The following is a 22,845-nucleotide window of genomic DNA, read 5'->3' as shown; positions in this document are numbered from 1 at the left end:
TGTATAAGTCCAATACATATGGCACTCTTTATGATTTTCAAGGAGGTATTGTACCCAAGATTAGATTAAGTGAATAGTGGGGTATTTTGGTATTGTAATCGATGAGCCATTTTGCTAATTTTTTATTGAATTCTTGTAAATCTGTAAAGAGTACATCTTCATAGTATTGAATAAACTGTTCTTGAATAGTTATATTAAATCTCTCATTGTGTGCATTCATTTGAGGACCCTTTGGATAGGTCCAGTAGTGTGTAAAGCCTTTTTGTTCAAGCAGAGCGTCAAACTCTTTTTTGAACTCACTGCCATTGTCAGAAAGAATTGCAAGTTTACGTTTTTGCTTGATAGAGGTTATTCCATCGATGAGAGCTTCAAGGGCGTATGCGGTATGTTTTGCTCTTTTAGATGGAATTGCTACTGCGAATGCAATGCGTGTGAGTGGATCTATCATAGTAAGGATATATCGTTTTATACCGTTTGAGACTATTTGGATAGTATCTACTGCCCAGAGTTCAAAGGGTTTGGATTTGAGGTTTTTTGGTTTTCTATTTTTTTGTTTTTTCTTTTTTGGTTTGACTCTTCCTTTTGTATCAATGCGATAGGGAAATATTCTCATTTTATCTGGTGCTTTTGCGATAATTCTTCCTATAGTGGACTCTGATGGAGTTTTAACTCCTTTTGCTTCACAAAAGGGTTTTAAAAGGTGATAGAGTTTTGCTTTACCGATGTTAGGATATACTTTTCTTAATCGTTTTATCTCTTTAATAACTTCTAGTGGAACGTTTGACTCTCTTACTCTTTTTGGTTTGCGTGATTTTGGATTTAAGGCTTTTATATCACCATTTGCATCATTGAAACTCTTTTTCCATCGAAAAAGCGTTCTTCTACTTACTCCAAAAGCCTCTTTTGTTGCTTCCAATCCATATTTTTTCCAAAAGTCGAGTATCTTTTTTCTTCTTGCCTCTTCGCTTATCATAAGCGAATTGTAGTATATCCTCTCTCATCTTTTATACCCTTTGAGCCCTGGCAATGTGTATTTGATTTGCACTCTTCACTCTCCTTTGGAGAGTGCCAGATGTAAATGAACTTATGCAGTTTGCATAAAAGCAATAAATAAAAGGAGAGGAAAAAGTACCACATTAATATAACTCATCCAGCGCTCTATTTTCATATCTAAAGGAATAGGTAAAATTTCATGAAGTTTTTGTTCTTGGAGTTTTTGAATGACAACTAGTTCAAAAGAGATATTGAGGAATTTAAAAAAGAGAATTGTGAGAAACCAAAAATTGGTAAGATCGTATTTGATTCCAAGATAGAGAGCATAGATAAAACTTGGATGTGAAAAGAAGAAATAAAAAAGTCCTTTTTGGTATTTTGTATAGAGATTGTTAGTGACCTCTTGCAAAGTTGTACCACTTTGCCAGGATGATTCATAAAATTCAAAAATTGCTAATACAAAAACGTATATAATAACCTCATTCATTGATATCCTTTTAAAGGTCTGGTGTGATTATACTAAATACAGGGGGAACCTTTAATAAAATCTATGATCCAATCAAAGGCTTACTTATTGTGCCAAAAGATAATAGAGCAGTGGAAGAGATTTTAAAGAATATTAACCAAAATATCACTTGTAAAGGGCTTATCTATAAAGATAGTCTTGAATTTACAGATGAGGATAGAGAAAAACTTGTTGCTACTATTGAAAAATTGGATGAAAAAAGCATAGTAGTAGTGCATGGAACAGATACGATGGATAAGAGTGCTGCGTATGTAGCGCAGCGGGTAAAAGATAAATGTATTATTTTTACAGGTTCAATGATACCTTATAGTATAGATAAGGCTGAAGCAAGCTCCAATCTTACGCTCGCCATAGCAAAAGGGCGCTATGCATATGAAGAGGGTGTCTTTATTGCTATGCACGGCATTGTTGCAAAGCATAACCGCATCTATAAAGATCGTCAAAGGGGAGTTTTTTGTCTAAAGTAAAATGTGATCACTGCCATTTGGAGTTCGATGAGAGTGTGATGATTAAAGATGGAGATCTCCACTTTTGCTGTAAAGGCTGCCAGGGAGTATACCATCTGCTAAAAGCTGAGGGGCTTGATAGCTTTTATGAAAAGCTGGGTGATACTAAACTACAGCCAGCTACAACGCAAACAGAAGATCTCCAAAAATTTGATCTTGAGGGATTTATTAAACGCTATGTCAAGCAAAGAGATGATGGATTGTATGAAATAAACCTCATTATTGAGGGGATCCACTGTGCAGCCTGTGTATGGCTTAATGAGAAGGTGCTCCATAAACTCCCAGGCATCATTGAAGCATCCATCAATTATTCAAACAACAAAGCCAAAATCATCTGGGATCCAAGTGAGCTCAAACTCTCCAAAATCATTGAGACAATTCGCTCTATTGGTTATAACGCTTACCCGTATGATCCAAAGCTTCAAGAGGAGCGGGCTATCAAGCAGCGCCGCGATTATTATGCACGTATTTTAGTAGCAGTTTTTGCTACGATGAATATTATGTGGATTGCTATAGCGCAATATGTAGGCTTTTTTACAGGTATGCGCAGTGATATTAAAAATATTCTCAATATTGCTGAGTTTGCTCTTGCAACGCCAACACTTTTTTATAGTGGTTGGGTATTTTATAGGAGTGCATACTATGGGCTGAAAAACCGCTTTATTAATATGGATTTTTTGGTAGCTGCCGGTGCTACTTTGGCCTATATTTACTCTATTTATGCGATGCTGACGCGCACAGGTGAGGTCTACTTCGATTCAGTCACAATGATTATTACGTTTGTTTTGGTAGGGAAATATCTTGAAGTTCTTAGTAAAAAGCAAGCAGTCGATACTGTTGATTCGCTTTTAGGATCACTGCCTGCTGAAGTGGTAGTAATCAAAGATGGGCAAAAGGCGCTTGTGAGTATTGAAAATGTTTTAGTTGGAGATATTATCGAGATAAAGCCCGGTGAAAAGGTAGTAATTGATGGAGTCATAGTAAGCGGTGAGGGAAGCTTTGATGAGAGTAGTCTCACTGGTGAGAGTGAACCAGTATATAAAAGAAAAGGCGATGAGGTGCTAAGTGGCTCCATACTGCTTGATAGTGTGATTCGCTATGAAGCTACAAAAGAGTTTTCAACCTCTCTTCTTTCAAATATTGCAACACTCTTGGAAGATGCAGTAACGAAAAAGCCGCGTCTTGAGCAGCTTGCGAATCAAATAAGTGGCTATTTTAGTATTACGATTCTCTCTATTGCACTCCTTACCTTTATTGGCTGGCTTTGGTATACCCATGAATTTGAGCGTGCACTCATTGTAGCAGTCAGTGTGATTGTCATAGCATGCCCCTGTGCTTTGGGATTAGCTACGCCAATGGCAACGCTTGTTGGAATTGGGGAAGCACTCAAAAGAGGTATTCTTTTTAAAGAGGCTAGTTTTTTAGAGACTACTGCCAAAGCTAATACACTAGTTCTCGATAAGACTGGCACTATCACCAAAGGAAAACCGAGTGTGGTGAGTGAAGAGCGATTGAGAGAGTTTGATGAGAATATTGTCTATACTCTTGTAGAGCAATCAAACCATCCCATTAGTAAAGGTGTATGGGAGTATCTCAAGAGCAAGGGAGATTGTGTATTATTAGATGTAAAAGATGTTAAAGAGATAAAAGCAAAAGGGGTTGAGGCAAATATTCAAGGACATAGTGTCGTAGGTGGAAGTCTAGAGTTTTTGCGTGAAAAGGGTATAAACATTGCGTATAGTGGAGATAATTCACTCTTTGCTGTAGCGATTGATGGGCAGTTGGTGGTGCTCTATGAGCTAAGCGATGAGATTCGTGAGCAAGCAGCCTATGCCATTGGTAAAATAAAAGAGCTAGGATTTACAGTCTGGATGCTCACAGGCGACAATGAAAAAGCTGCAGCAAAAGTAGCAAAAAAGGTTGGCATAGATAACTATAAAGCGAAGCTCTTACCACAAGAAAAGAGTGCTTTTATAGAGCAGTTGCATAAAGAGGGAAGAGTAGTTATAATGGCTGGTGATGGGATCAATGATGCCATAGCTCTTGCTTGCAGCGATATTGCTATTGCTATGGGAAGTGGGGCTGATATTGCACTGAGTGTAAGTGATGTAGTACTTTTAGATGAAAAGCCTATAAAAATTTATGAAGCAGTAGTAATAAGTAAAAGAGTTTTTCGCGCTGTCAAAGAGAACCTTGCTCTCTCACTCCTCTATAATGTTGTGGCTGTACCGCTAGCAGTATTAGGGTATGTCAATCCACTCTTTGCAGCACTTGCAATGTCTCTTAGCTCATTAACAGTTGTTGGAAATAGCTTTCGCATAAAAGGAGTCAAATGGATGCTTGGGTAGTTGCTATGATGATCTTTATCTCTACACTATTGGGTGCATTTGGGCTTTTTGCACTTGTGTGGGGACTTAAAACGGGGCAGTTTGATGACACAGGAAAATTTTTAGATGGTGCAAGATTTGATGGTGAAGAGGAGCTTAAAGATGCAGTAATGATGGAAGAGAAAAAGAAAAAGCTTTTAGAAAAGAGGCGTCAAGATAAACGAATTATGCCAGATTAGCGTTTTTGATGCTCAAGAAGATATCAAAGAACTACTAAAAGTATTGGTAAAGCCACCCAAACTGCAATTTGTGGGAGAGCAGGGTTTTTAAGAATCTCTTGCATAGCTGCAGGGGCAAGCGCCCCTTATGATTACTGCTTAGAGATGAAATCAGCGATAGCTTCAATATCAGCGTCGCTAAGAGTAGCAACCTGACCTTTCATCAAAGCGCCCATTCCGTGTACATTTCTTGTACCAGCTTTGTAGCCTTTGAGAGCTTCAACAGTTTTTTCTTTTGGCCAACCTTTGATAACTTCAGATTTGCCAAGAGCTTTTTTCTCACCATGAGCGCCATGGCATCCTGCACACTTTTTGTAAAGTGTTGCACCATCAGAAGCCATGAGAGTCATTGCAGTTGCTGCTGCGAGTCCTACTATTGCCAATTTCTTCATTCTTACTCCTTTTTTGCTAAAATACACAAAATTATATTTGAAATTTTCTTTAGTAAAAATTAAAGGCTTTATTTGCAAAGGGCTCTTTTTTTAGATCGCGATGGTGTAATTAACGAAGATACGGGGTATGTAGGGAAAATAGAAAATTTTCATTTTATTGATGGAGTTTTTGAAGCGCTGAAAAAAGCACAAAAGAGAGGATTTTTATTAATTGTTATTACAAATCAATCTGGTATAGGCAGAGGCTACTATACGCTGCAAGACTTTCAAGAGCTGAGTAACTATATGGTAGAGGAGCTGCGCAAAAGGGGTATTGAAATTACCGATATCTTCTTTTGTCCCCATGCTCCAGAAGAAAACTGCAGCTGCCGCAAGCCAAAACCTGCTATGATATTGGAAGCTGCAAAGAAGCATAATATAGATTTGCAACGCTCATTCATGGTGGGTGATAAACAAAGCGATATTGAAGCTGCACGCAATGCTGGTGTGGGAAAAGCTATCTTGCTATGCGATAAAAAACTTATAGATGTTATTGAGGAGATTGTATGATAGATTTTAACAGAAAGACTATTTTAATTACAGGGGGAGCCGGTTTTATTGGGAGTAATCTCGCTTTTTACTTTCAAGAAAAATTCCCAGAAGCTAGAGTGATTGTATTTGATAAATTTCGCGATGAGAGCCGTTTTAGTAATGGCAACCGCACTAGTTTTGGCCACTTTAAAAATCTCATAGGTTTTCAAGGTGAGATTATAAGTGGCGATATAACCAATAAAGAGGATTTAGCAAGACTCAATGATTTTAATTTTGATTATATTTTTCATCAAGCTGCCATTAGTGATACAACTGTCCAAGATCAAAAGATAATGATTGATACCAATCTCAATGCATTTCGCGATCTCTTACAAATGGCAAAGCGCCATAAAGCAGCAATGATTTATGCAAGTAGCGGTGCTGTGTATGGAAAATTGCCTGCTCCCCATAAAGTTGGAATTGAGGCTCCAGCAAATATCTATGGCTTTAGTAAACTTGCTATGGATCATCTTGCATACGAAGAGATAAAAAGAACAGATCTGCCGATTGTAGGACTACGCTACTTCAATGTCTATGGACCAAGGGAGTATTTTAAAGAAAAGACTGCTTCTATGGTATTGCAGTTTGGATTGCAGCTGTTGCGAGGAGAGAAGCCAAGGCTCTTTGAAGGGAGTGATAAAATAAAAAGGGACTTTATATACATTGAAGATGTGATACAGGCTAATATCAAAGCCTGCTTTGCTAAAAAAAGTGGCGTCTATAATGTTGGAACTGGCAAAGCAAGAAGTTTTAAAGATATAGTTGACATCTTATGTAAAGAGCTTGATATCCAAAGGGAGTATGAGTATATACCAAATCCCTATGTAAAGCAGTATCAATTTTTCACTGAAGCAGATATTGTGCCAACACGAAAATTTTTAGGCTATGAGCCAAATTACTCTCTTGAAGAGGGAATAAAAGCAGATATCCCCTATATTAAAAAGATTTACAATGAGGAGATAGTGTGATTAGCCATTTGCGCACAAAGCATCCAAAAATATTGGTTGTGGGTGATTTGATGATTGATCACTATCTCTTTGGAATTTGTGAGCGCATAAGCCCCGAAGCTCCTGTGCAAGTAGTGCAGGTGCAAAAAGAGCAAGATCTCTTAGGGGGTGCTGGAAATGTTGTGAATAATCTCTTCTCCTTTGGAGCGAAGGTGAGTGTGGCAAGCGTAATTGGTAAAGATAGTGCAGGAGAATGGATTAAGGAGAGATTAGAGGAAAAAGGTGTCAATGCATTGCTGGTGCGAGAAGATCGCCCTACTACAAAAAAGAGTAGGGTCATAGCTTCGCACCAGCAGATTGTACGCATAGATAGGGAAGAAGTTAAGCCCATTGCTAAAGAAAGCGAAGAGCAAATAGTGGAGTTTATCTCTCAAAATAGTTTTGATCTCATACTCCTCAGTGATTATGGTAAAGGGGTACTTACACCTGCTCTTACGCAGCAAATTATTGCAATGAGCAACGTACCGGTTTTTATAGATCCAAAAGGAAAAGACTACAGCAAATACAAGGGTGCTGATCTCATAACTCCCAATAAAAAAGAGGCGAGTGAGGCAAGCGGTATTGCTATAAAAGATGATACGTCATTGCAGCAAGCTGGTTTTTTTCTCAAAACAAACTTTGAACTTAAAAATGTAGTCATAACGCTTTCAGAAGAGGGGATGGCAATATTTGATGAGAAGATGCACAAAATCCCAACCTTTGCTAAAGAGGTGTATGATGTAACAGGTGCTGGAGATACAGTGCTAGGGGCATTTGGTTTTGCATGTGCTAGTGGGCTAAGTCTCCATGAGGCTGCACATTTTGCAAATTTGGCTGCGGGAGTTGTTGTTGGAAAAGTTGGAGCAGCTACTGCAACACTTGATGAGATAGAAGCTTATGAGAAGGCTTTAGGGCATAGAGGCGCAGAGGATACGATTAAAAGCTTTAATGAGATAGCAGCAATTGTAAAGAGAGCAAAGAAAAGTGGTGCAAAAGTGGTTTTTACTAATGGATGCTTTGATATTTTACATTTAGGGCATGTAAAATATTTGCAAAAGGCAAAGGAGCTTGGAGATATTTTGATTGTAGGGCTCAATTCTGATAGTAGCGTTAAACGTCTCAAAGGCAAAAGCCGTCCTATCAATCCACAATACGATAGAGCATATATCCTAGCCTCTTTAGAAGCGGTCGATTATGTAGTTATTTTTGATGAGGATACGCCTTACGAGCTTATTAAAAAAATTGAGCCAGATATATTGGTCAAAGGAGCTGATTATAAGGATAAAGAGGTGGTTGGCAGTGATATAGCCAAAGAGACAATTTTGATAGAGTTTGTTGATGGAAAAAGTACGACAAAAATTATAGAGAGGATCCAAAATAATGATTGAGATAATAGAAAAAGAACTTTTAGCCCACCAAAAAGCTTTTGAAAGAGTGTGGGAAGAGCTTCGCTTTCATATCTATACTGCAAGTGTGATTTGCACTGAAGCATTGAAAAATCAAAAAAAGATAATGCTTTGTGGCAATGGTGGAAGTGCCGCAGATGCGCAGCATATTGCAGCTGAGCTTGTAGGAAGATTTAAAAAGGAGCGCAGAGGTCTTCCTGCAATTGCCCTTACGACTGATACTTCTGCACTTACTGCAATTGGTAATGATTATGGGTATGCCCAAGTATTTGCACGTCAAGTGGAGGCTCTTGGAAAGAGAGGGGATGTGCTCATTGCTATCTCTACAAGCGGAGAGAGTGAAAATGTATTGCGTGCAGTAGAGGTTGCAAGAGCACAAGAGTGTAAAGTAATAGGACTTCTTGGCAAAGATGGAGGACGTATAAAAGATCTATGTGATGTGAGTATTGTAGTGCCAGTACACGATACTCCTCGCATTCAAGAAATGCATATTCTCATTGGCCATATTCTCTGTGCACTTATTGATGAGAGTTTTTGATGAAAATTTTAGCGATACGCTTTTCTGGGCTTGGTGATATTGTAATGCTGCTTCCTACTTTGAAGGCATTAAAAGAACGCTATGATGCTGCTATAACACTCCTTTGTGACGAGGTAAATGTAAAAATAAAAGAGATCTCATGTGGTATTATAGATGAGGTAATTGGGATCGATAGAGAAGCTTTCCGCCAAAAACACATTGTAAAATCATTGCAAAACATATTGCAAATATTTAAACTATGGAAAAAGTTTGATAAAGTTTACGATTTTCAAAGTTTTGGAGAGAGTGCAATTATTTCCTGTATAACAGGAAGGAAGCGTTTTGGAGCAGCGAAGAGAGAGTGGATGAGAAAGTGTTATACGCATAGTTTGCCTTATAATACCAAATGTCATAGGAGTGAGTTTTTTGCAAAGATTGCAGATGTAAAAAAGATCCAAAAACCAAAGCTTTGTGTGACACAAAAGAGTCGCTATGCTACCTTTTTGGATCCGCATAAAAAAACAGTAGGGTTCAATATCGGTGCAACAAAAGAAAATAGGCGTTGGAGTGAAAAAAAGTTTTTTGAGCTTGCTCAGCAACTATTGCTTCGTTACAATGTGTTAGTTTTTTTTGGACCAAAAGAGAAGCGATTTTTACATCTATTTGATGATAAACGAATCATAAAAGTTTATGATATTGATCTTGTAGAACTTGCAGCGGCTTTACAGCTTTGTGATCTTGTTATAAGCAATGATACCGGCCCTGTGCATATGGCAGCTGCATTAGGAGTTCCTACACTGACACTCTTTTCAACAGGTGATGACTGGCAGGTAGGGTGCTTGAATGAAAAAAAGGATTTTATTAAAAAATTACCAATTGATAGTATTAGTGTTGATGAAGTAATGCAAAAAATAGAAGGTCTTTTGCTCCATGCGTGAATGGTTTGAATATGGTGTTGCAAAGACACTTTTGGCATTTTCACGCATTTTGCCACAAAGTTTGCTCTATGCCCTCTTTGAGGGACTAGCTACTCTTTATTACTATATTGATTCAAAAAGAAGAGAGCTGACAAAAGAGAACCTCCAACATGCAGGCTTTTCGCCCTCTCTAGCACTTCAAAGCTATTGCGAGATTGCAAAAAGCCTGACAGAAATGCTTCTTATTTTCATGGGACGGTTTGACTTTACCAAAATCAAGGGTGAATTTAAACCAAAAAGCTCCAAACCAAAAATCTTTGTTACTGCTCATTTTGGTAATTGGGAGGCATTGGCACATTTTATGGCGCAATACGGCTATCCTATGGCAGTAGTAGGGAGAGAGGGAAATAATAAGCTTATTGAAAAAAATATTACTACTCCTTTTCGGCAGTTATATGGCAATAAGCTTGTGTATAAAGAGGGTGCAATGCGTAAACTCATGGCATCTTTAAAAAAGGGAGAAAATATTGGGCTCCTCATCGATCAAAAAGCCGGAAATGATGGGATTGAGACCACATTTTTTGGAAGAAAATGCAAAACAGTACCAACGATAGCGATGCTAGCAAAGCGGTTTGATGTGGAGATTGTGCCTATATTTTTGGCTAGAGAAAAAGATGGCTTTAAAATTATCCAAAAAGAGTTTTCTTGTAAAGGGTGTGATATAGAAGAGTTTACACAAAAACTCAATGATATTATCGAAGAGGTAATAAAGCAGTATCCTACCCAATGGTTTTGGATGCATAATAGGTGGAAACTTGGATAAGATACTTATAGTCAGTGATGGGAAAAAGGGGCATGAGAATCAAGCTATTAGTTATGCTAAACTGCGTAATGCCTCCTATACTATAGTGTATGTACGTTTTAAAAGCTCTTTGCATAAGATTCTTGGTTATCTTTTTGATTGGTTAGGTATTTACACAAAGGCGCTCTTTGAGCCATTTGATTTTACATGCGAGTATGATGCGGTTGTGAGTGCTGGAAGTAGTACTTACTATGCTACAAAGCTTATAGCAAAAGCGTGCAATATTCCAAGCATTGCACTCATGCAGCCAAAAGGCTTTCGCAAAAATTTTACAAAAATCTATGCACAAAAACATGATGGGGGATTGCTGCCAATCAATTTTGCTGTAAGTCAGCCACAAGGAGTCTATGAGTGTGAGGGAAAATGCGTGGCTTTGGTAGTCGGAGGTAATAATGCAGTATTTACAATGCAATTAAAAGATATCCAAGAGGTTGTTGCATATATATTCAAACATTTTCAAGGCTATAAAAAGGTTTTGAGTACCTCTCCAAGAACTCCCAAAGATATTGAGGCGTATCTTGCTAAGCAGCCTTTTGATTTTAAGATTATCTACTCCCAAGATCCCCGTAATCCCATTGGAGATTTTTTGGCATGTTGTGACTATCTTTTCATCACCATCGATTCAACCTCTATGATTAGCGAAGCAGTTAGTAGCGGCAAAGCTGCAATAGAAGTTGTGCCACTGCAAGCTAAAAAGAAAAATAAATATGAAGTTATGGTGCAAGAGTTAGCGAATGATGGGTACTTGCATATCTTTGATGGCACTATTGGCAAGGCTCATAAGAAGATCGATTTGAGGCAGTATATATGAGAGTTGTCCAGCTATTGCCAGAGCTACATGAGGGGGGAGTAGAGCGTGGCGTTGTTGAGATGAATAGGGAGTTTGTACGAAAGGGTGTGGAGAGTTTTGTAATGAGTGCGGGAGGAAAACTTGAAGAGCAGATAATAAAAGATGGAGGAGTGCATATTAAATTTGATGTTTGTAGCAAAAATCCTCTCACTGCGCCTTTGCGTATTGCAAAGCTTAAAAAGATTTTTGAGAAAATCCAACCAGATATCATCCATGCAAGAAGCCGCGTTCCTGCATGGTTGAGCTACTTTGCAAAAGGAGGTATCCCATTTGTAACAACAGTACATGGATTTAATAGCGTCAATCCCTATAGCGCTATTATGACAAAAGGGGAGAGGGTAATTTGCGTGAGTAATCCAATAAAAGAGTATATCTGCCAAAATTATGCTCTAGATGAAACAAAAATTCGTGTTGTTCATAGAGGTGTAGATCTTGAAAAATTTGATTTGCAAAAAATAGATAAGAGTTTTATAGCTGCTTTCAAAGAAAAGTATAATCTTCAAAATAGATTTATTGTTACCTCTGTGGGACGCATAACGCAGCTCAAAGATTATGAGACATTTATTGAAGCCATTGCATTACTCAAAGAAAAGAAGCCAAATATTAGGGGGCTTATTGTTGGAGGAGTGCGTAAAGATAAGCTAGAGTATTATAAAAGACTCCAAGAGCTTGTAAAGAGACTTGGTATAGAGGAAAATATTATTTTTACTGGATCTATTGCAAAGGTGAGTGAGATTTATGCACTGAGTGATGTGGTGGTCAGTAGCTCCAAAAAGCCAGAGAGTTTTGGTAGAAGTATAGCTGAAGCGATGGCCATGAATACTCCTGTGGTAGCAACTGCTCATGGGGGAGCTTTAGATATTTGCAAAGAGGGTTTTGGTGAGCTCTTTAGGCCAGGTGATGCAAGGGAGCTTGCACAAAAGATCTTGCAAGTAAGAAAAAATGATAACCTGCGCCAGTATATAGTGCAAAACTTTTCACTTCAGCAGATGGTAGAAAAGACTTTAGCGGTCTATGAGGAGCTCTTGTGAAGATAATGCAGTTTATGGCAAGTGCTAAATATGTAGGGGCTGAGCGGAGCTTTGTGGAGCTATGCAATGAGCTTGCTAAAAGTGATGAAGTAATAGCAGTTGTTGTAAAGGGGTGTGAGTATAAAGATCGCTTCAGTAGGGATGTAAAAGTTTTAGAGCTTCAATCCAACTCCTCGCGCTACAACCCCTTTTTGTATCTAGAGCTAGCAAAAATTATCAAAAAACATAAACCTACAGTTGTCCATGCTCATTCAGCAAAAGCTACGCAGATACTCTATGTGCTATGGAAATATATGCGCTTTGCTTTTGTTGCTACAAAGCGCAACTCTTCACGCAAGGCTACTATTTTTAACAAAGTCCCCTTTGCTGTAGGAGTGAGCAAGGAGGTAGTTGCAAGTATAGATAATCCTTCTAAAGCTTTAGTATATAACGGAATAGAGCCAAAGGCTCTTGGGGATGTTGTAAAAGAAGATATTTTTACAATGGTAGCTATTGGTATTTTACAGCCTCGAAAAGGTTTTGCCGAGCTTATAGAGGCTGTGCAGGATCTTCCATTTGACTTTCGTCTCTGGATTGTGGGAGAAGGGGAGCAAAGAGGAGAGTTGCAAGATCTCATTAAGAGATTTAATTTAGAAGAAAAGGTGCTGCTTCTAGGGCAAAGAGAAGATACACATCTTTTGCAAGCGCGTGCTCATCTGCAAATAATCAATTCAAAAAGAGAAGGCTTTAGCAGAGTTTTAATTGAGGGCTTTTTTTATAGTGATGTGGTAATCTCTACAAAAGTAGCCGGAAGTACAGAGATGCTCCCAGATATCTTTTTATTTGATGATCCTAAGGAGAAAATTCAAGAGGTTTTTGCCAATTACGATTTTTACAAAGAGCAGTTTGGTGCTTTAAAAAAGCAGTACCAAAAGCGCTTTACTCTTGCAAATGTGGCAAGAGAGTATCGCAAAATCTATAAAAGAGTTGCTGGTGTGTAGGATTTTTGGATTTACTGGTAAAAATAGAGAAACTTTAGAGCGTATGGGAGAGGTTTTAGCTCTCGGAGGACCTGATGATTTTGGATTTTTTGAAAGTGAAGCTTTTTCTTTAGGCCATAGGAGGCTCTCTATAATAGATTTGAGCTCTCATGCAAGACAGCCGATGGAGTTTGATAATCTTGTAATAAGCTACAATGGTGAAGTTTACAACTACAATGAGATTAAAAAGGAGCTTGGCGAATATAGTTTTACAACCACAAGCGACACAGAAGTTATCCTCAAAGCCTTCCATAAGTGGGGATTGGAGGCAGTGCATAAATTTCATGGGATGTTTGCTATAGCACTGTGGGATAAAAGTACCCAAAAACTCACTCTCATTCGTGATAGAGCAGGGGTGAAGCCACTCTATTACTATTTTGATGGAAAAACATTTATTTTTGCGAGCGAACTCAAAGCTCTCATTCTCCATCCTGCATTTAAAAAAAACCTTAATATGCGTGCGTCTTCGCTCTATTTTCAACTAGGTTTTGTACCGGGTAAGCACGCTATTTTTCAAAACACATTTAAGCTCCTCCCCGGTCACTATCTCATTTTTGATGGCAAAAGTGTTGTTACAAAAGAGTATTGGAAACTTCCACAAAAAAAATTAGCAATCTCTTACGAAGAAGCAAAAGAGCAGACAAAAGCGTTACTGCAAAAAAGTTTTGCTTATAGACTGGTAAGTGATGTTGAGGTAGGGCTTTTTTTAAGTGGAGGGATAGATAGCTCATTCCTAGCAAGCTATCTTGCAAAAAAGAGAAATATCAAAACTTTTACAATTGGTTTTAAAGATGAGCGCTTCAATGAAGCAAAAATTGCTGCACAAACGGCAAAAATTTTAGGAACCAAACATTATGAACTCTATTTTGATGTTGTTGATCTCTTAGAGCTTTTGCCAAAAATAGCAGATATTTTTGATGAGCCTTTTGGAGATAGCTCAGCCCTTCCAACCTATCTTGTAGCAAAACTAGCAAGAGAGCATGTCAAGGTAGCACTCTCAGCAGATGGAGCAGATGAGCTTTTTGGGGGGTATCCTCTCAATTTCAAAAACCAAAAGCGCTTCTTTTTTTATAAGATGCTACGTTTTTTGCGTCCAGTTCTGCGAAAAAAAAGAAAATATATGGCTACAAAGAGCTTTTGGGAGTATAAGCTAGCACTGCGTTATCGCATCTATCCTGATGAGTTGCAGGAGGAGTTTTTGCTAGATGCTTTGGAGTGTAATGCGTTGCTAGAGTGTATGTTTTTATTTGATTTTCACTACTTTTTAACAGATGATGTGCTTGTCAAAGTTGATCGCACTACAATGGCAAACTCCCTCGAAGCGCGCGAGCCCTATTTGGATCATGACTTAATAGAGTTTGCTTTCTCTTTGCCACTACACTTTCGCATGTCTAAGCAAATTTTACGAGAACTCTTGCACGAAGAGCTTCCTCATCTAGCAAAACTTCCAAAACAGGGATTTTCTGTACCGATAAAGTATTGGCTCAGAAATGAGCTCAAAGAGCAGGTATTAGATCTTTTATATACACCAAGTCTCCTCGATAACATTATCAAAAAGGATACAATTATTAAAGAGTTTTTAAAAAGTGGCAAGCGCACCAATGCCATTTGGCTTATGTATATGTTTAGGCTTTGGGAAGAGAGGTATATGCGATGATTTTGGCGCTAGGAGATTGCAATATTGTAGGTGCAAATAGCTATGCAGGAAAAAACTATATTGATATAGTAGCTGAGCATTTACAAACAAAAGCGAAAAATTGCGGTATTACTATGAGTACTACAAGAGAAGGCGTAATTCTTTTTCATGAGTGTAGCTCTTACAATACATCTTTAGTCATCGTTGCTTACGGACTTGTTGATAGTTGGCGCACATTTAAATATGCTCCCTATGTGCTCTACTATCCAGATAATTTCTTGCGTAAATTTGCGAGAAAAGTTGTAAAAAAGTATAAAAAATTGGCTCGATCACTTGGACTCAATGAAAAACTAGGACAAAAGTTTGTAGTACCGCCTCAAGAGTATATGCAAAATCTCTCTTTTATTGCAGCAAAGAGCAAGAGAGTACTTTTTATTGAAACACCTCCCCATCTTACAGAGACCTTTCGCAATCCAGATATCAAATACTATAACCAGCTTATGGCAAAAGTTGCTGCCCAGTATCCCCATGCAGATGTGGTGAGAATCTATGAAGATTTTGCGAAAGATAGCTCTTTGTATCTTGATGAGATCCACTTCAATCAAAAGGGATATGAGCTTGTTGCACATAAAATTTTGGAGCAGCTATGAGTGTTGGTGTTTTTCGCTACAGTGCTTTAGGAGATATTGCAGCTGCAATTCCTGTATTGCGTGCTTTTAGAAAAAAGCCACTGATTCTCACTTCGCCTGTAGGCCATGCGCTTTTAGAAGATGAGTTTGATGATTTTGTCATTTTACAAAATAAAAGTCCTTTTGAAGTAGCACGATTTATCTATGCTCTCAAAAAGAGACAACTTGAGCTCTTTATCGATCTACAAAACAACGATAGAAGCCGCTTTACTCGCCTCTTTTTTCAATCAATTGACAATAGGGAAGTAAGTTTCAAGCAAAGTGTTACCAATATTTTTTATGATATTGCAAAAAAGAGTAATCTTGTGGAGCCACTTGATTACTCTTTTAAAAAAAAGGAGCCAACCTATATTGTGCTCAACACTGGATCGAGCCCAAAATGGATATCAAAACGATTGCCTGTGCATAAATGGAGGGAGTTTAGCAAAATCCTTATAGATCGTTTTGGACTCCCTTTTGTTCTCACTGGTGATGAGAGTGAGCGAGAGTATGTAGAAGAGATTGCAAAAAATATTGTTGGAAAAAAAGAGGTAGTAGCTGGTAAAACTACTATTCAAGATCTCAAAAAAATTTTACGTGAAGCGTTTATAGTTGTTTCGACAGATTCAGCGCCTATGCATATAGCAGCGGTGCAAAAGACTCCGACAATTGGTCTTTTTGGTGCTACTAATTGGATAGTTTCAGCCCCTTTTGGTCCTTGGAGTGTAGCTCTGTGGGATAAGAAGCGCTTTGCAAGGCCTCCTGTAAAGAATCTTCAAGCAGTGGGTGACTACTATGAGGGGATTGATCTTCAAGAGGGCTTGCAAAAGCTTGCGCCCTACTTATGATTTTTTAAATTGTGCTAGCGGTGAAGGCTTCTTTTTATAAATGAGATAGATTTTTACTGGCTTATAAAGATTTGCTCCAAGCAAAACGGTAGAGATGGCAAAAAGTGCTCCAAATATTTTGAGATTGATAAAAAGAGCAAAAAGTGTTGCTATATGCACTCCAAGATGGATGAATGCTAGTTTTTCATTAATCATTTCTTTCATTGTTGGCATATCGAAAAATCCCCATGAGCTAATATGAAACCAGCTAAGAAAAGGGATGATTTTATAGAGCATTCCAAAGATGATAGAGGTTGCAAAACCAAAGAGAAATAGCAAAGCAAACTTTTCACTTGCTATAAAAAAGAGCAGTGGTAAGAAAAAAAGTGTTACAAGTCCCAACTGCCAAAAAGCGATGCTTGGCTCTTTTATGGCGCGTTTGCGTCTTTTTATTTGCTGCAAGAGTAAAACTGCATAGAAAATATAAACAAAAAGAAGTGTTATAAAGAGCATAAGAGAGAGCTTTTCGTTTATAAAAAGTGTTAGGATACTTAAAAGTATGAGAATGAATGTTGCAGGAGCGAGCCACTTTTTATGAAGCTCTGGAATCTCTTGTGTTACATAAAACATGGGAATAACTTGGTAGCTCACTCCCATAATAAGTAATCCTATCCATCCATAGCCAGCAAAAAGTGCATGAGTAAGGATAAAAGAGGGGTTTGGAGCTTTTTGCAAACCAAAAGAAGCAAGGATATGGGCTCCTAAAGCTGCTGCTATGAAAAAAGAAATAAGAGCCAATCGCATAGCTATGACTGTATCGGTGGTGTATGGTGCTTTGAAAAGTTTATAGAGTGTTGTGAGTGTAAAAAGGGCTACTGCAAGAAAGAGAAAGAGTGAAGCTAAAAAAAAGAGATTATAGCCCTTTTCTAGTGTGAGAAAAAAAAGAATCAAACCGGCTGTAAGTGGAAAAAAGAGTAGAAATGAAAAGAGTATAGGCCTTTTGAAACTCACTCCCACTACCACAGGAAGCATCTGCTGCAAGGCTCCTATCATGATAAAACCTAAAAATCCAATAGTAAAGAGATGCAAAGTTCCAAAGGAGCTATTTCCAAAAAGGATACTAACCCCTGTAGCTAAACCAAAGATTAAAGCTCCTGCGAAAAAGAGCAGGGGTGCTTCAAATGGTGGGGCTTGATCGAGGGAGAGCCCTTTAAACATCGATCTGCTCCAGTACTTTTTCTCTATCACTTGGGTAGAAGTAGTAGATATGGTAGATACTATCTTGCTTTTTTACAAGATACTCTATGCCCATTGGTTTGAGGCGATTAAAGAGATTTACTGGCTCGATACGATGTATTTGGTGAATAAAGCTTTCGCCTTCAAACATACTTTGCAATTCACTGAGTATCATTTGCATAGGAGCGGGAGGTTCAAAATCGCGTGTATCAACCACGATCTCTCTCATACATCCACCTCTTGCATCTTTTGCATGATCTCTTCTTTGTTAAATGGGAGCTGCTCAGCCATAGTGTAGAGGATCTGTTCCTCTTTCATGTTGTGCTGCTGTGTCATTATCATAAATGTTTCACCTAGACCTAAAGCTTTATCGCGATTTTTTGCCTCAATCGCTTCGCCAAGTTGATTAATGATGGATCTAATCTGATCATGCTCCATTTTCATTACATAAATTGGCCCTTCACCACCACCGACAAACTCCTCCATTGCCGGAAAGAGTACATCCTCTTCCATTGCAAAATGCTTGAGCATTGCTCTTTTAAAAGGCATAAAAAGCTCTAACGCTTTTTCAAAATCACCTTGGCTGAGTGCCTCTTCTAGTGGTGCATAAAGATTATCACACTCTCTGTGATCTTGTGTCATATACTCTTTTATCATTTTTCATCCTTTAGTTGTATAAGTGCTACGCCATTTTTTTGAAAAAGTATAGCAAAATTCTTAAAATGTTTGAGGTTGCTACGTTTTGTAAAGACAATATCATTTGGCTTTGGCTTGGTGCGAGGAGTGATGTGCCCAAGATAGAAACTAAAAGATGGAGTGTTTATGCCTACCATTTTAATGTTTGTGAGATTGTGCTTCTTTGCATACTGCGCAGCCTCTTTGATAGGCTCTTCAGCAGCGTTTGCATAGACTTTTGCTATGAAGAAATTGAGTGAAATGAGTGTAACAAATCCCACAACGATCGCTGCTCTTTCTTTTGTACTGCGTAAGAGAAAAAAGCCTAAAAGAGTTGCAAAGAGAAAATAGAAGATGTAGAGGAGATTAAATTCTAAGCCTTGCACTATATAGTATTCGTGGCTTTCTTGGCGCATAGAGTGTAAGACTGCATTTTTAATAAAAGGTAGAAGCAAAAAGAGTACATGAAAAAGCATATAAGGTAGAATCAATAAAAAATTTGAGCGCACTTTATCAAAGTAGAGAGCCATAAAGATAAAAAGAGGTGTATAACCGTAAATGATATAGTGGGGTAGCTTTGTATGGGAAAATGAGAAAAAGATAAATACAAATAAAAACCAGATAGTAAGATACTGCTTCAGAGGCGTATCAAACCAGTTTTTAATAAAGTGAAGAGCTTTGAGAAAGATGGAGGTAAAAGGCAAAAGCCCGATGAGTATAACAGGAATATAGTAAAAAAAGCCTCCTCTATGCCCCTCCATTGCCTGTGCTGCAAAGCGGTTGAGGTTATGTTTGAGCAAAAAGCCTTCAATAAAGTATTGTCCCTGATCGAGATACTCTGCTATGTACCAAGGGGCTGCGATTGCAAGAAATATCATAATCCCTACCGGATTAAAAACGCTTTTTACCCAAAAGAGCAAATTTTTACGTAAAAAAAGAAGACTCACAGCAAAGGGAATGAGGATAGCTACTGGCCCTTTAGTGAGTACTCCAAAACCGATTGCAGCAAAGGTAAGGTATAAATAGCCTTTTTGGCGAGATTGATAGTAGATGTAGAATGCAAACATACTTGCAGCAATAAACATATTAAGTAGTGCATCAGCTATGGCTGCTTTAGCAATGATAGAGATTTGCAATGATCCTGCCATAAAAAAGCTTGCCCAAAAGGCGGTTTTTTCATCATAAAATCTTTTCGTAAACCGGTAAAGGAGATAGACCCACAAAGTTGCAGCTAAAGCGCTAGGAAGGCGCATTGCAAATTCATTGAGTCCAAAAACAGATGCACTAGCAGCTTGTAGCCAGTAGATGAGAATTGGTTTATCAAAGCGTAAATTTCCATTGAGGTAGGTAGTAACAAAATTGTGCGAAGCGAGCATCTCTCTTGTAGCTTCGCTAAAAGCTCCTTCATCAAGATTAAAAAGCGGATAAAAGCCAAGCATAGCGTAAAAACTTAAAAAAACGATAGCAAGAAGGAGTGCTCTATTTTGCAAGCCCCATCCTTTTGTATAAAAGCACTGCGCTGAGACTTCCAATTAAAGCTCCAATGAGTACATCACTTATATAGTGTTGTGCTAGGACAACACGACTTACAGCAACTAAAAGAGCAAGAAACCAAAAGATATAGCGATATTTTGGAAAAATAAGCCCAAGACTTACCATAGCAGCAAAAGCTGTAGTTGTATGGCCTGAGGGCATAGACCAAAATTTTCCTTTAAGCTCAAAAAATTGTGGAGTAGTAAGATGCTCACTAAAAAAGAGTTTTGGTCGGGGACGGCTAATGAGGATTTTAAGCGTGGTTGTGATGAGACCAGCAACAATGACACTTGTAAATAAAAAGAGACCTTTTTTTGCTTTGGCGGGATCACTTTTTCTAAAGAAAATATACGCCCCTAAACCTGCAAGGAGATAAGGAACTGCGTTGCCAAGATGTGTAATAAAAGAGAAAAAGGGATAGGAGTGAGTATGAAAAAAAAGAGCCACATCATAATCAAGCCATATAATACTTGCAATTGCAAGGAGTAAAACGGCTACGATCTTATACGCCATAAAACTCCCTATACCATTTGACAAATTGCTCTACGCCATACTCAATTGGAGTACCTGGTTTATAGCCAAGATCTCTTTCAAGGGCGGTAGTATCTGCCCATGTAGCTGGTACGTCACCAGGCTGAATTGGTAGCATATTTTTCTTTGCTTCTTTGCCTAGCGCTTTTTCTATTGCCTTAATAAAATCCATAAGTTCTACTGGAGAGCCATTACCGATATTGTAGACACGATAAGGTGCTTTGGAATTTGCAGGATTTGGTCTGCGCCCACTCCAGCATGGATCAGGTTGTGCTGGATTATCAATAACTCGCACTATGCCTTCTACAATATCATCGATATATGTAAAATCTCTCTTCATCTTTCCATAGTTGAATACATCTATAGGGCGATCCTCTAAAATAGCTTTCGTAAATAAAAAGAGCGCCATATCTGGTCTTCCCCAGGGGCCATAGACAGTAAAGAAGCGCAATCCTGTAGTAGGAATACCATACAGATGGCTGTAGGTGTGTGCCATAAGTTCATTGCTCTTTTTACTTGCTGCATAGAGGCTTATTGGGTGATCTACATTATCTTCCACACTAAAAGGCATGCGCTCATTAAGCCCGTAAACGCTCGAGCTTGAGGCGTATGCAAGATGTGTCACCTCATTGTGGCGACAAGCCTCTAAAATATTGAGAAAACCTACTATATTGCTTTGAATATAGGCATCGGGATTTGTCAGAGAGTAGCGCACGCCTGCTTGGGCTGCAAGATTGCATACATGCGTTGGTTTATGCTCTTTGAAGATTGCCTCAATTGCCGATTTGTCTTCAAGATCGACGCGGTAGAAAATGTGATTGGGATACTTTTTGCTCTCATAGCGCTTTGCAAATGCAAACTCTGTCTCTTCAAAGCCAAGCTCTTTGAGCCTTCCATATTTAATGCGAATATCGTAGTAGTCATTAATATTATCTATACCAATAACCTCATCGCCGCGCTCAAGCAATCTCTTTGCTAAGTGAAATCCGATAAATCCAGCTGTGCCAGTTACAACTATTTTCATTGAAGTTTTCCTTTTTTTGTATAGCGTAAAAATCCCTTTTCTCCAGCAATGCCTACACCATTTATGTAGTAGCTACCATCTTCATTAGGATTATTAACTGCAAAACCTAAAGTTCTTGCTATGATTTTACCAAATTGGTAGTGAGAAATGACACTACTTAAATTAAAATCTTTTGTAATTTGTACTGGACACGATTTTGTATAGTATATGAGCAGTGGTACTTTTGCGTCTGCAAATCCCAAATAGACATGTCCAAACCTTCCACCCTCATCTTTATCTCCCATCATCTCACCATGATCAGAGGTAAAAAAGACCACATTGCATCCAGGCAGCATATCTGCTTTTTGAAAAACAGTATGGAGAATATAGTCTGTATAGCGCACAGAGTTGAGGTAACTGCCCCGCATGTACTCTTTATATGGAAGGTCTTTAAATTGAAAATGGTAAAAGCGAGGTGGAGTATATTTTTCATAAGGTGAGTGGGAGTTGCGCTGATGCAAGATTATAAAGTTGGATCTATTAAAATCGACTGTGTTAAGATAGTTGGCAAGAAGCTCATCATATCCATGGAAAACTTTAGTTACATCAGAGAAGTCTGAAAGCACGCCTCCTATGACAAAGAGGTTTTGTGTGGTGATGTAGTGTGTTTTATAGTCTTGCTCTTTTGCTAAATGTAAAAGGTTGGTATCTGGTTTTACAAGGGGCGTTATGTTTTGCGGTTCGCGCTTGAGAGCAAAGAAGGTAGGCACACTTACATCTGTTGTTACACCAGCACTATAACCCCAAGTGTAGTGAAAATTTGGTCCAAATTTGAGTTTGTCAAGATAGGGGGTTGATTCTTTTGGATATCCAAAAAGGCTCATATATTTTGCATTGAGACTCTCTCCCATGACAACTATAATATTTTGCGGGAGAGGTTTTTTGAGTTTTGTGACTTTGTATGGTTTAAAGTGCGGTTTGTTTTGCTTTTTGAATGCCTCTTTTGCTATATACCATGAGAGGGCGTTGTAAGTATTTTTAAAAGAGAAAGAGGTTGCTTTTGGCAGATAGATATATGCTCTTTTGCGTTTAATTGCTGATATTGGCCCAATAAGAAGCAAAAGTACTATGAGAAGAGGTATATATTGTATGTGCACTGCTTGCGCTCTTTTTAAAAAGATGCTTAGAGCTACCATTTGGATGAAGTAGAGTATGAGAGGCATATATGTATAGCGGATAACATTAGCAAGCGTATCGATGATCTCAGGGATCTGATCTGCCAAGCCAATTTCGTAGGGCATGAGGTATGAGTGAAAATAGCTAAAGTGAAAGAGTTGTACAAAAGAGAGTGTTGCGATAAAAAGAGCGAAGATTAAACGTATCCAGTACTTTTGTACTGCCAAAATCAAAAATGAGAGGAGATATAAAGCTGCAAGCTCTTTGAAAATGGAGGGAACAAATACGAAAAAGTTTTTATGGGTAAGCATGAAGACGATATCTGGAAATAAAAAGAGTATTGTAAGAATAATTGCATTGATGAAATGCCTTTTTAGCAA

At 38.3% G+C, this 22,845-nt stretch carries 25 protein-coding genes; 15 read left to right on the top strand and 10 right to left on the bottom strand.

Going from position 1 to position 22,845, the window contains the following annotated elements; genetic code table 11:
* Nucleotides 1-37: 37 nt before the first annotated feature.
* Both JG738_RS08030 and JG738_RS08025 read right to left on the bottom strand, forming a co-directional pair.
* Nucleotides 38-973 (bottom strand): DDE-type integrase/transposase/recombinase, encoded by a 936-nt coding sequence (locus JG738_RS08030; protein WP_236583148.1) that lies wholly within the window; start codon nucleotides 971-973, stop codon nucleotides 38-40.
* Nucleotides 974-1,084: 111 nt separating this feature from the next.
* Nucleotides 1,085-1,480 (bottom strand): hypothetical protein, encoded by a 396-nt coding sequence (locus JG738_RS08025; protein ID WP_201337417.1) that lies wholly within the window; start codon nucleotides 1,478-1,480, stop codon nucleotides 1,085-1,087.
* A 23-nt stretch (nucleotides 1,481-1,503) separates the two neighbouring features.
* Between JG738_RS08025 and JG738_RS08020 the strand changes: the two genes are divergently transcribed.
* From JG738_RS08020 to ccoS, 3 genes are read left to right on the top strand one after another with little or no spacing between them, the layout of a single operon-like run.
* Entirely contained in the window at nucleotides 1,504-1,986 is a 483-nt protein-coding gene (locus JG738_RS08020; protein WP_201337416.1) for an asparaginase domain-containing protein, read from the top strand.
* Nucleotides 1,974-4,373 carry a heavy metal translocating P-type ATPase gene (locus tag JG738_RS08015; RefSeq protein WP_201337415.1) on the top strand — a complete coding sequence of 800 codons (2,400 nt, stop codon included), beginning with the start codon at nucleotides 1,974-1,976 and terminating at the stop codon, nucleotides 4,371-4,373. Before JG738_RS08020 ends, JG738_RS08015 begins: the two co-directional genes overlap by 13 nt.
* The gene (gene ccoS / locus JG738_RS08010; RefSeq protein ID WP_084276527.1) at nucleotides 4,358-4,591 is read left to right on the top strand and encodes a cbb3-type cytochrome oxidase assembly protein CcoS; all 234 of its coding nucleotides are present in this window, start codon (nucleotides 4,358-4,360) and stop codon (nucleotides 4,589-4,591) included. Before JG738_RS08015 ends, ccoS begins: the two co-directional genes overlap by 16 nt.
* Before the next feature lie 131 nt (nucleotides 4,592-4,722).
* On the opposite strand, the gene JG738_RS08005 is transcribed toward ccoS, so the two are convergent.
* Complete coding sequence (locus JG738_RS08005) at nucleotides 4,723-5,022, bottom strand: c-type cytochrome (protein ID WP_084276620.1); 300 nt, start codon at nucleotides 5,020-5,022, stop codon at nucleotides 4,723-4,725.
* 72 nt (nucleotides 5,023-5,094) lie between these two features.
* On the opposite strand from JG738_RS08005, the gene gmhB reads away from it, so the two are divergent.
* From gmhB to JG738_RS07945, 12 genes are read left to right on the top strand one after another with little or no spacing between them, the layout of a single operon-like run.
* On the top strand, nucleotides 5,095-5,571 hold the full coding sequence (gene gmhB / locus JG738_RS08000) for a D-glycero-beta-D-manno-heptose 1,7-bisphosphate 7-phosphatase (protein ID WP_201337414.1): 477 nt from the start codon (nucleotides 5,095-5,097) through the stop codon (nucleotides 5,569-5,571).
* A complete protein-coding gene (rfaD, locus tag JG738_RS07995; RefSeq protein ID WP_201337413.1) occupies nucleotides 5,568-6,560 on the top strand; it encodes an ADP-glyceromanno-heptose 6-epimerase in 993 nt (330 codons plus the stop codon). The genes gmhB and rfaD overlap by 4 nt, the downstream gene beginning before the upstream one ends.
* On the top strand, nucleotides 6,560-7,966 hold the full coding sequence (rfaE1, locus tag JG738_RS07990; protein WP_370583683.1) for a D-glycero-beta-D-manno-heptose-7-phosphate kinase: 1,407 nt from the start codon (nucleotides 6,560-6,562) through the stop codon (nucleotides 7,964-7,966). The genes rfaD and rfaE1 overlap by 1 nt, the downstream gene beginning before the upstream one ends.
* Nucleotides 7,959-8,522 (top strand): D-sedoheptulose 7-phosphate isomerase, encoded by a 564-nt coding sequence (gene gmhA, locus JG738_RS07985; protein ID WP_201337412.1) that lies wholly within the window; start codon nucleotides 7,959-7,961, stop codon nucleotides 8,520-8,522. Before rfaE1 ends, gmhA begins: the two co-directional genes overlap by 8 nt.
* Complete coding sequence (locus JG738_RS07980) at nucleotides 8,522-9,439, top strand: glycosyltransferase family 9 protein (RefSeq protein ID WP_201337411.1); 918 nt, start codon at nucleotides 8,522-8,524, stop codon at nucleotides 9,437-9,439. The genes gmhA and JG738_RS07980 overlap by 1 nt, the downstream gene beginning before the upstream one ends.
* Nucleotides 9,432-10,241, top strand: a complete 810-nt coding sequence (locus tag JG738_RS07975; RefSeq protein WP_201337410.1) for a lysophospholipid acyltransferase family protein — start codon at nucleotides 9,432-9,434, stop codon at nucleotides 10,239-10,241. Before JG738_RS07980 ends, JG738_RS07975 begins: the two co-directional genes overlap by 8 nt.
* The gene (locus JG738_RS07970; protein WP_201337409.1) at nucleotides 10,234-11,091 is read left to right on the top strand and encodes an ELM1/GtrOC1 family putative glycosyltransferase; all 858 of its coding nucleotides are present in this window, start codon (nucleotides 10,234-10,236) and stop codon (nucleotides 11,089-11,091) included. The genes JG738_RS07975 and JG738_RS07970 overlap by 8 nt, the downstream gene beginning before the upstream one ends.
* Complete coding sequence (locus tag JG738_RS07965; protein WP_201337408.1) at nucleotides 11,088-12,161, top strand: glycosyltransferase family 4 protein; 1,074 nt, start codon at nucleotides 11,088-11,090, stop codon at nucleotides 12,159-12,161. The genes JG738_RS07970 and JG738_RS07965 overlap by 4 nt, the downstream gene beginning before the upstream one ends.
* A 5-nt stretch (nucleotides 12,162-12,166) precedes the next feature.
* On the top strand, nucleotides 12,167-13,141 hold the full coding sequence (locus tag JG738_RS07960; protein WP_236583238.1) for a glycosyltransferase: 975 nt from the start codon (nucleotides 12,167-12,169) through the stop codon (nucleotides 13,139-13,141).
* Nucleotides 13,092-14,837: an asparagine synthase (glutamine-hydrolyzing) gene (asnB, locus tag JG738_RS07955; RefSeq protein ID WP_201337406.1), complete on the top strand. Its 1,746-nt coding sequence runs from the start codon at nucleotides 13,092-13,094 to the stop codon at nucleotides 14,835-14,837. The genes JG738_RS07960 and asnB overlap by 50 nt, the downstream gene beginning before the upstream one ends.
* Nucleotides 14,813-15,466, top strand: a complete 654-nt coding sequence (locus tag JG738_RS07950) for a GDSL-type esterase/lipase family protein (RefSeq protein ID WP_201337405.1) — start codon at nucleotides 14,813-14,815, stop codon at nucleotides 15,464-15,466. The genes asnB and JG738_RS07950 overlap by 25 nt, the downstream gene beginning before the upstream one ends.
* Nucleotides 15,463-16,332: a glycosyltransferase family 9 protein gene (locus tag JG738_RS07945; RefSeq protein ID WP_201337404.1), complete on the top strand. Its 870-nt coding sequence runs from the start codon at nucleotides 15,463-15,465 to the stop codon at nucleotides 16,330-16,332. The genes JG738_RS07950 and JG738_RS07945 overlap by 4 nt, the downstream gene beginning before the upstream one ends.
* On the opposite strand, the gene JG738_RS07940 is transcribed toward JG738_RS07945, so the two are convergent.
* Genes JG738_RS07940 through JG738_RS07910 form a run of 7 tightly spaced genes read right to left on the bottom strand, consistent with a single transcriptional unit; the run spans nucleotide 16,327 to nucleotide 22,845 of the window.
* The gene (locus JG738_RS07940; protein WP_201337403.1) at nucleotides 16,327-17,529 is read right to left on the bottom strand and encodes a hypothetical protein; all 1,203 of its coding nucleotides are present in this window, start codon (nucleotides 17,527-17,529) and stop codon (nucleotides 16,327-16,329) included. The two genes, JG738_RS07945 and JG738_RS07940, sit on opposite strands and share 6 nt — an antisense overlap.
* Nucleotides 17,522-17,776, bottom strand: coding sequence for a DUF2249 domain-containing protein (locus JG738_RS07935; RefSeq protein ID WP_084276514.1), 255 nt, complete (start codon nucleotides 17,774-17,776; stop codon nucleotides 17,522-17,524). The genes JG738_RS07940 and JG738_RS07935 overlap by 8 nt, the downstream gene beginning before the upstream one ends.
* Complete coding sequence (locus JG738_RS07930; protein ID WP_201337402.1) at nucleotides 17,773-18,204, bottom strand: hemerythrin domain-containing protein; 432 nt, start codon at nucleotides 18,202-18,204, stop codon at nucleotides 17,773-17,775. Before JG738_RS07930 ends, JG738_RS07935 begins: the two co-directional genes overlap by 4 nt.
* On the bottom strand, nucleotides 18,201-19,712 hold the full coding sequence (locus JG738_RS07925) for a glycosyltransferase family 39 protein (protein ID WP_201337401.1): 1,512 nt from the start codon (nucleotides 19,710-19,712) through the stop codon (nucleotides 18,201-18,203). The genes JG738_RS07930 and JG738_RS07925 overlap by 4 nt, the downstream gene beginning before the upstream one ends.
* Entirely contained in the window at nucleotides 19,702-20,268 is a 567-nt protein-coding gene (locus JG738_RS07920; RefSeq protein WP_201337400.1) for a phosphatase PAP2 family protein, read from the bottom strand. The genes JG738_RS07925 and JG738_RS07920 overlap by 11 nt, the downstream gene beginning before the upstream one ends.
* The gene (locus JG738_RS07915) at nucleotides 20,258-21,310 is read right to left on the bottom strand and encodes an NAD-dependent epimerase (protein WP_201337399.1); all 1,053 of its coding nucleotides are present in this window, start codon (nucleotides 21,308-21,310) and stop codon (nucleotides 20,258-20,260) included. The genes JG738_RS07920 and JG738_RS07915 overlap by 11 nt, the downstream gene beginning before the upstream one ends.
* Complete coding sequence (locus tag JG738_RS07910; RefSeq protein ID WP_201337398.1) at nucleotides 21,307-22,845, bottom strand: phosphoethanolamine transferase; 1,539 nt, start codon at nucleotides 22,843-22,845, stop codon at nucleotides 21,307-21,309. Before JG738_RS07910 ends, JG738_RS07915 begins: the two co-directional genes overlap by 4 nt.

The organism is Nitratiruptor sp. YY08-26 (assembly GCF_016593215.1).
Classification (GTDB): domain Bacteria; phylum Campylobacterota; class Campylobacteria; order Campylobacterales; family Nitratiruptoraceae; genus Nitratiruptor; species Nitratiruptor tergarcus.
The sequence above is the reverse complement of the archived record's forward strand: the minus strand, read 5'-3'. Positions and strand labels throughout refer to the sequence as shown.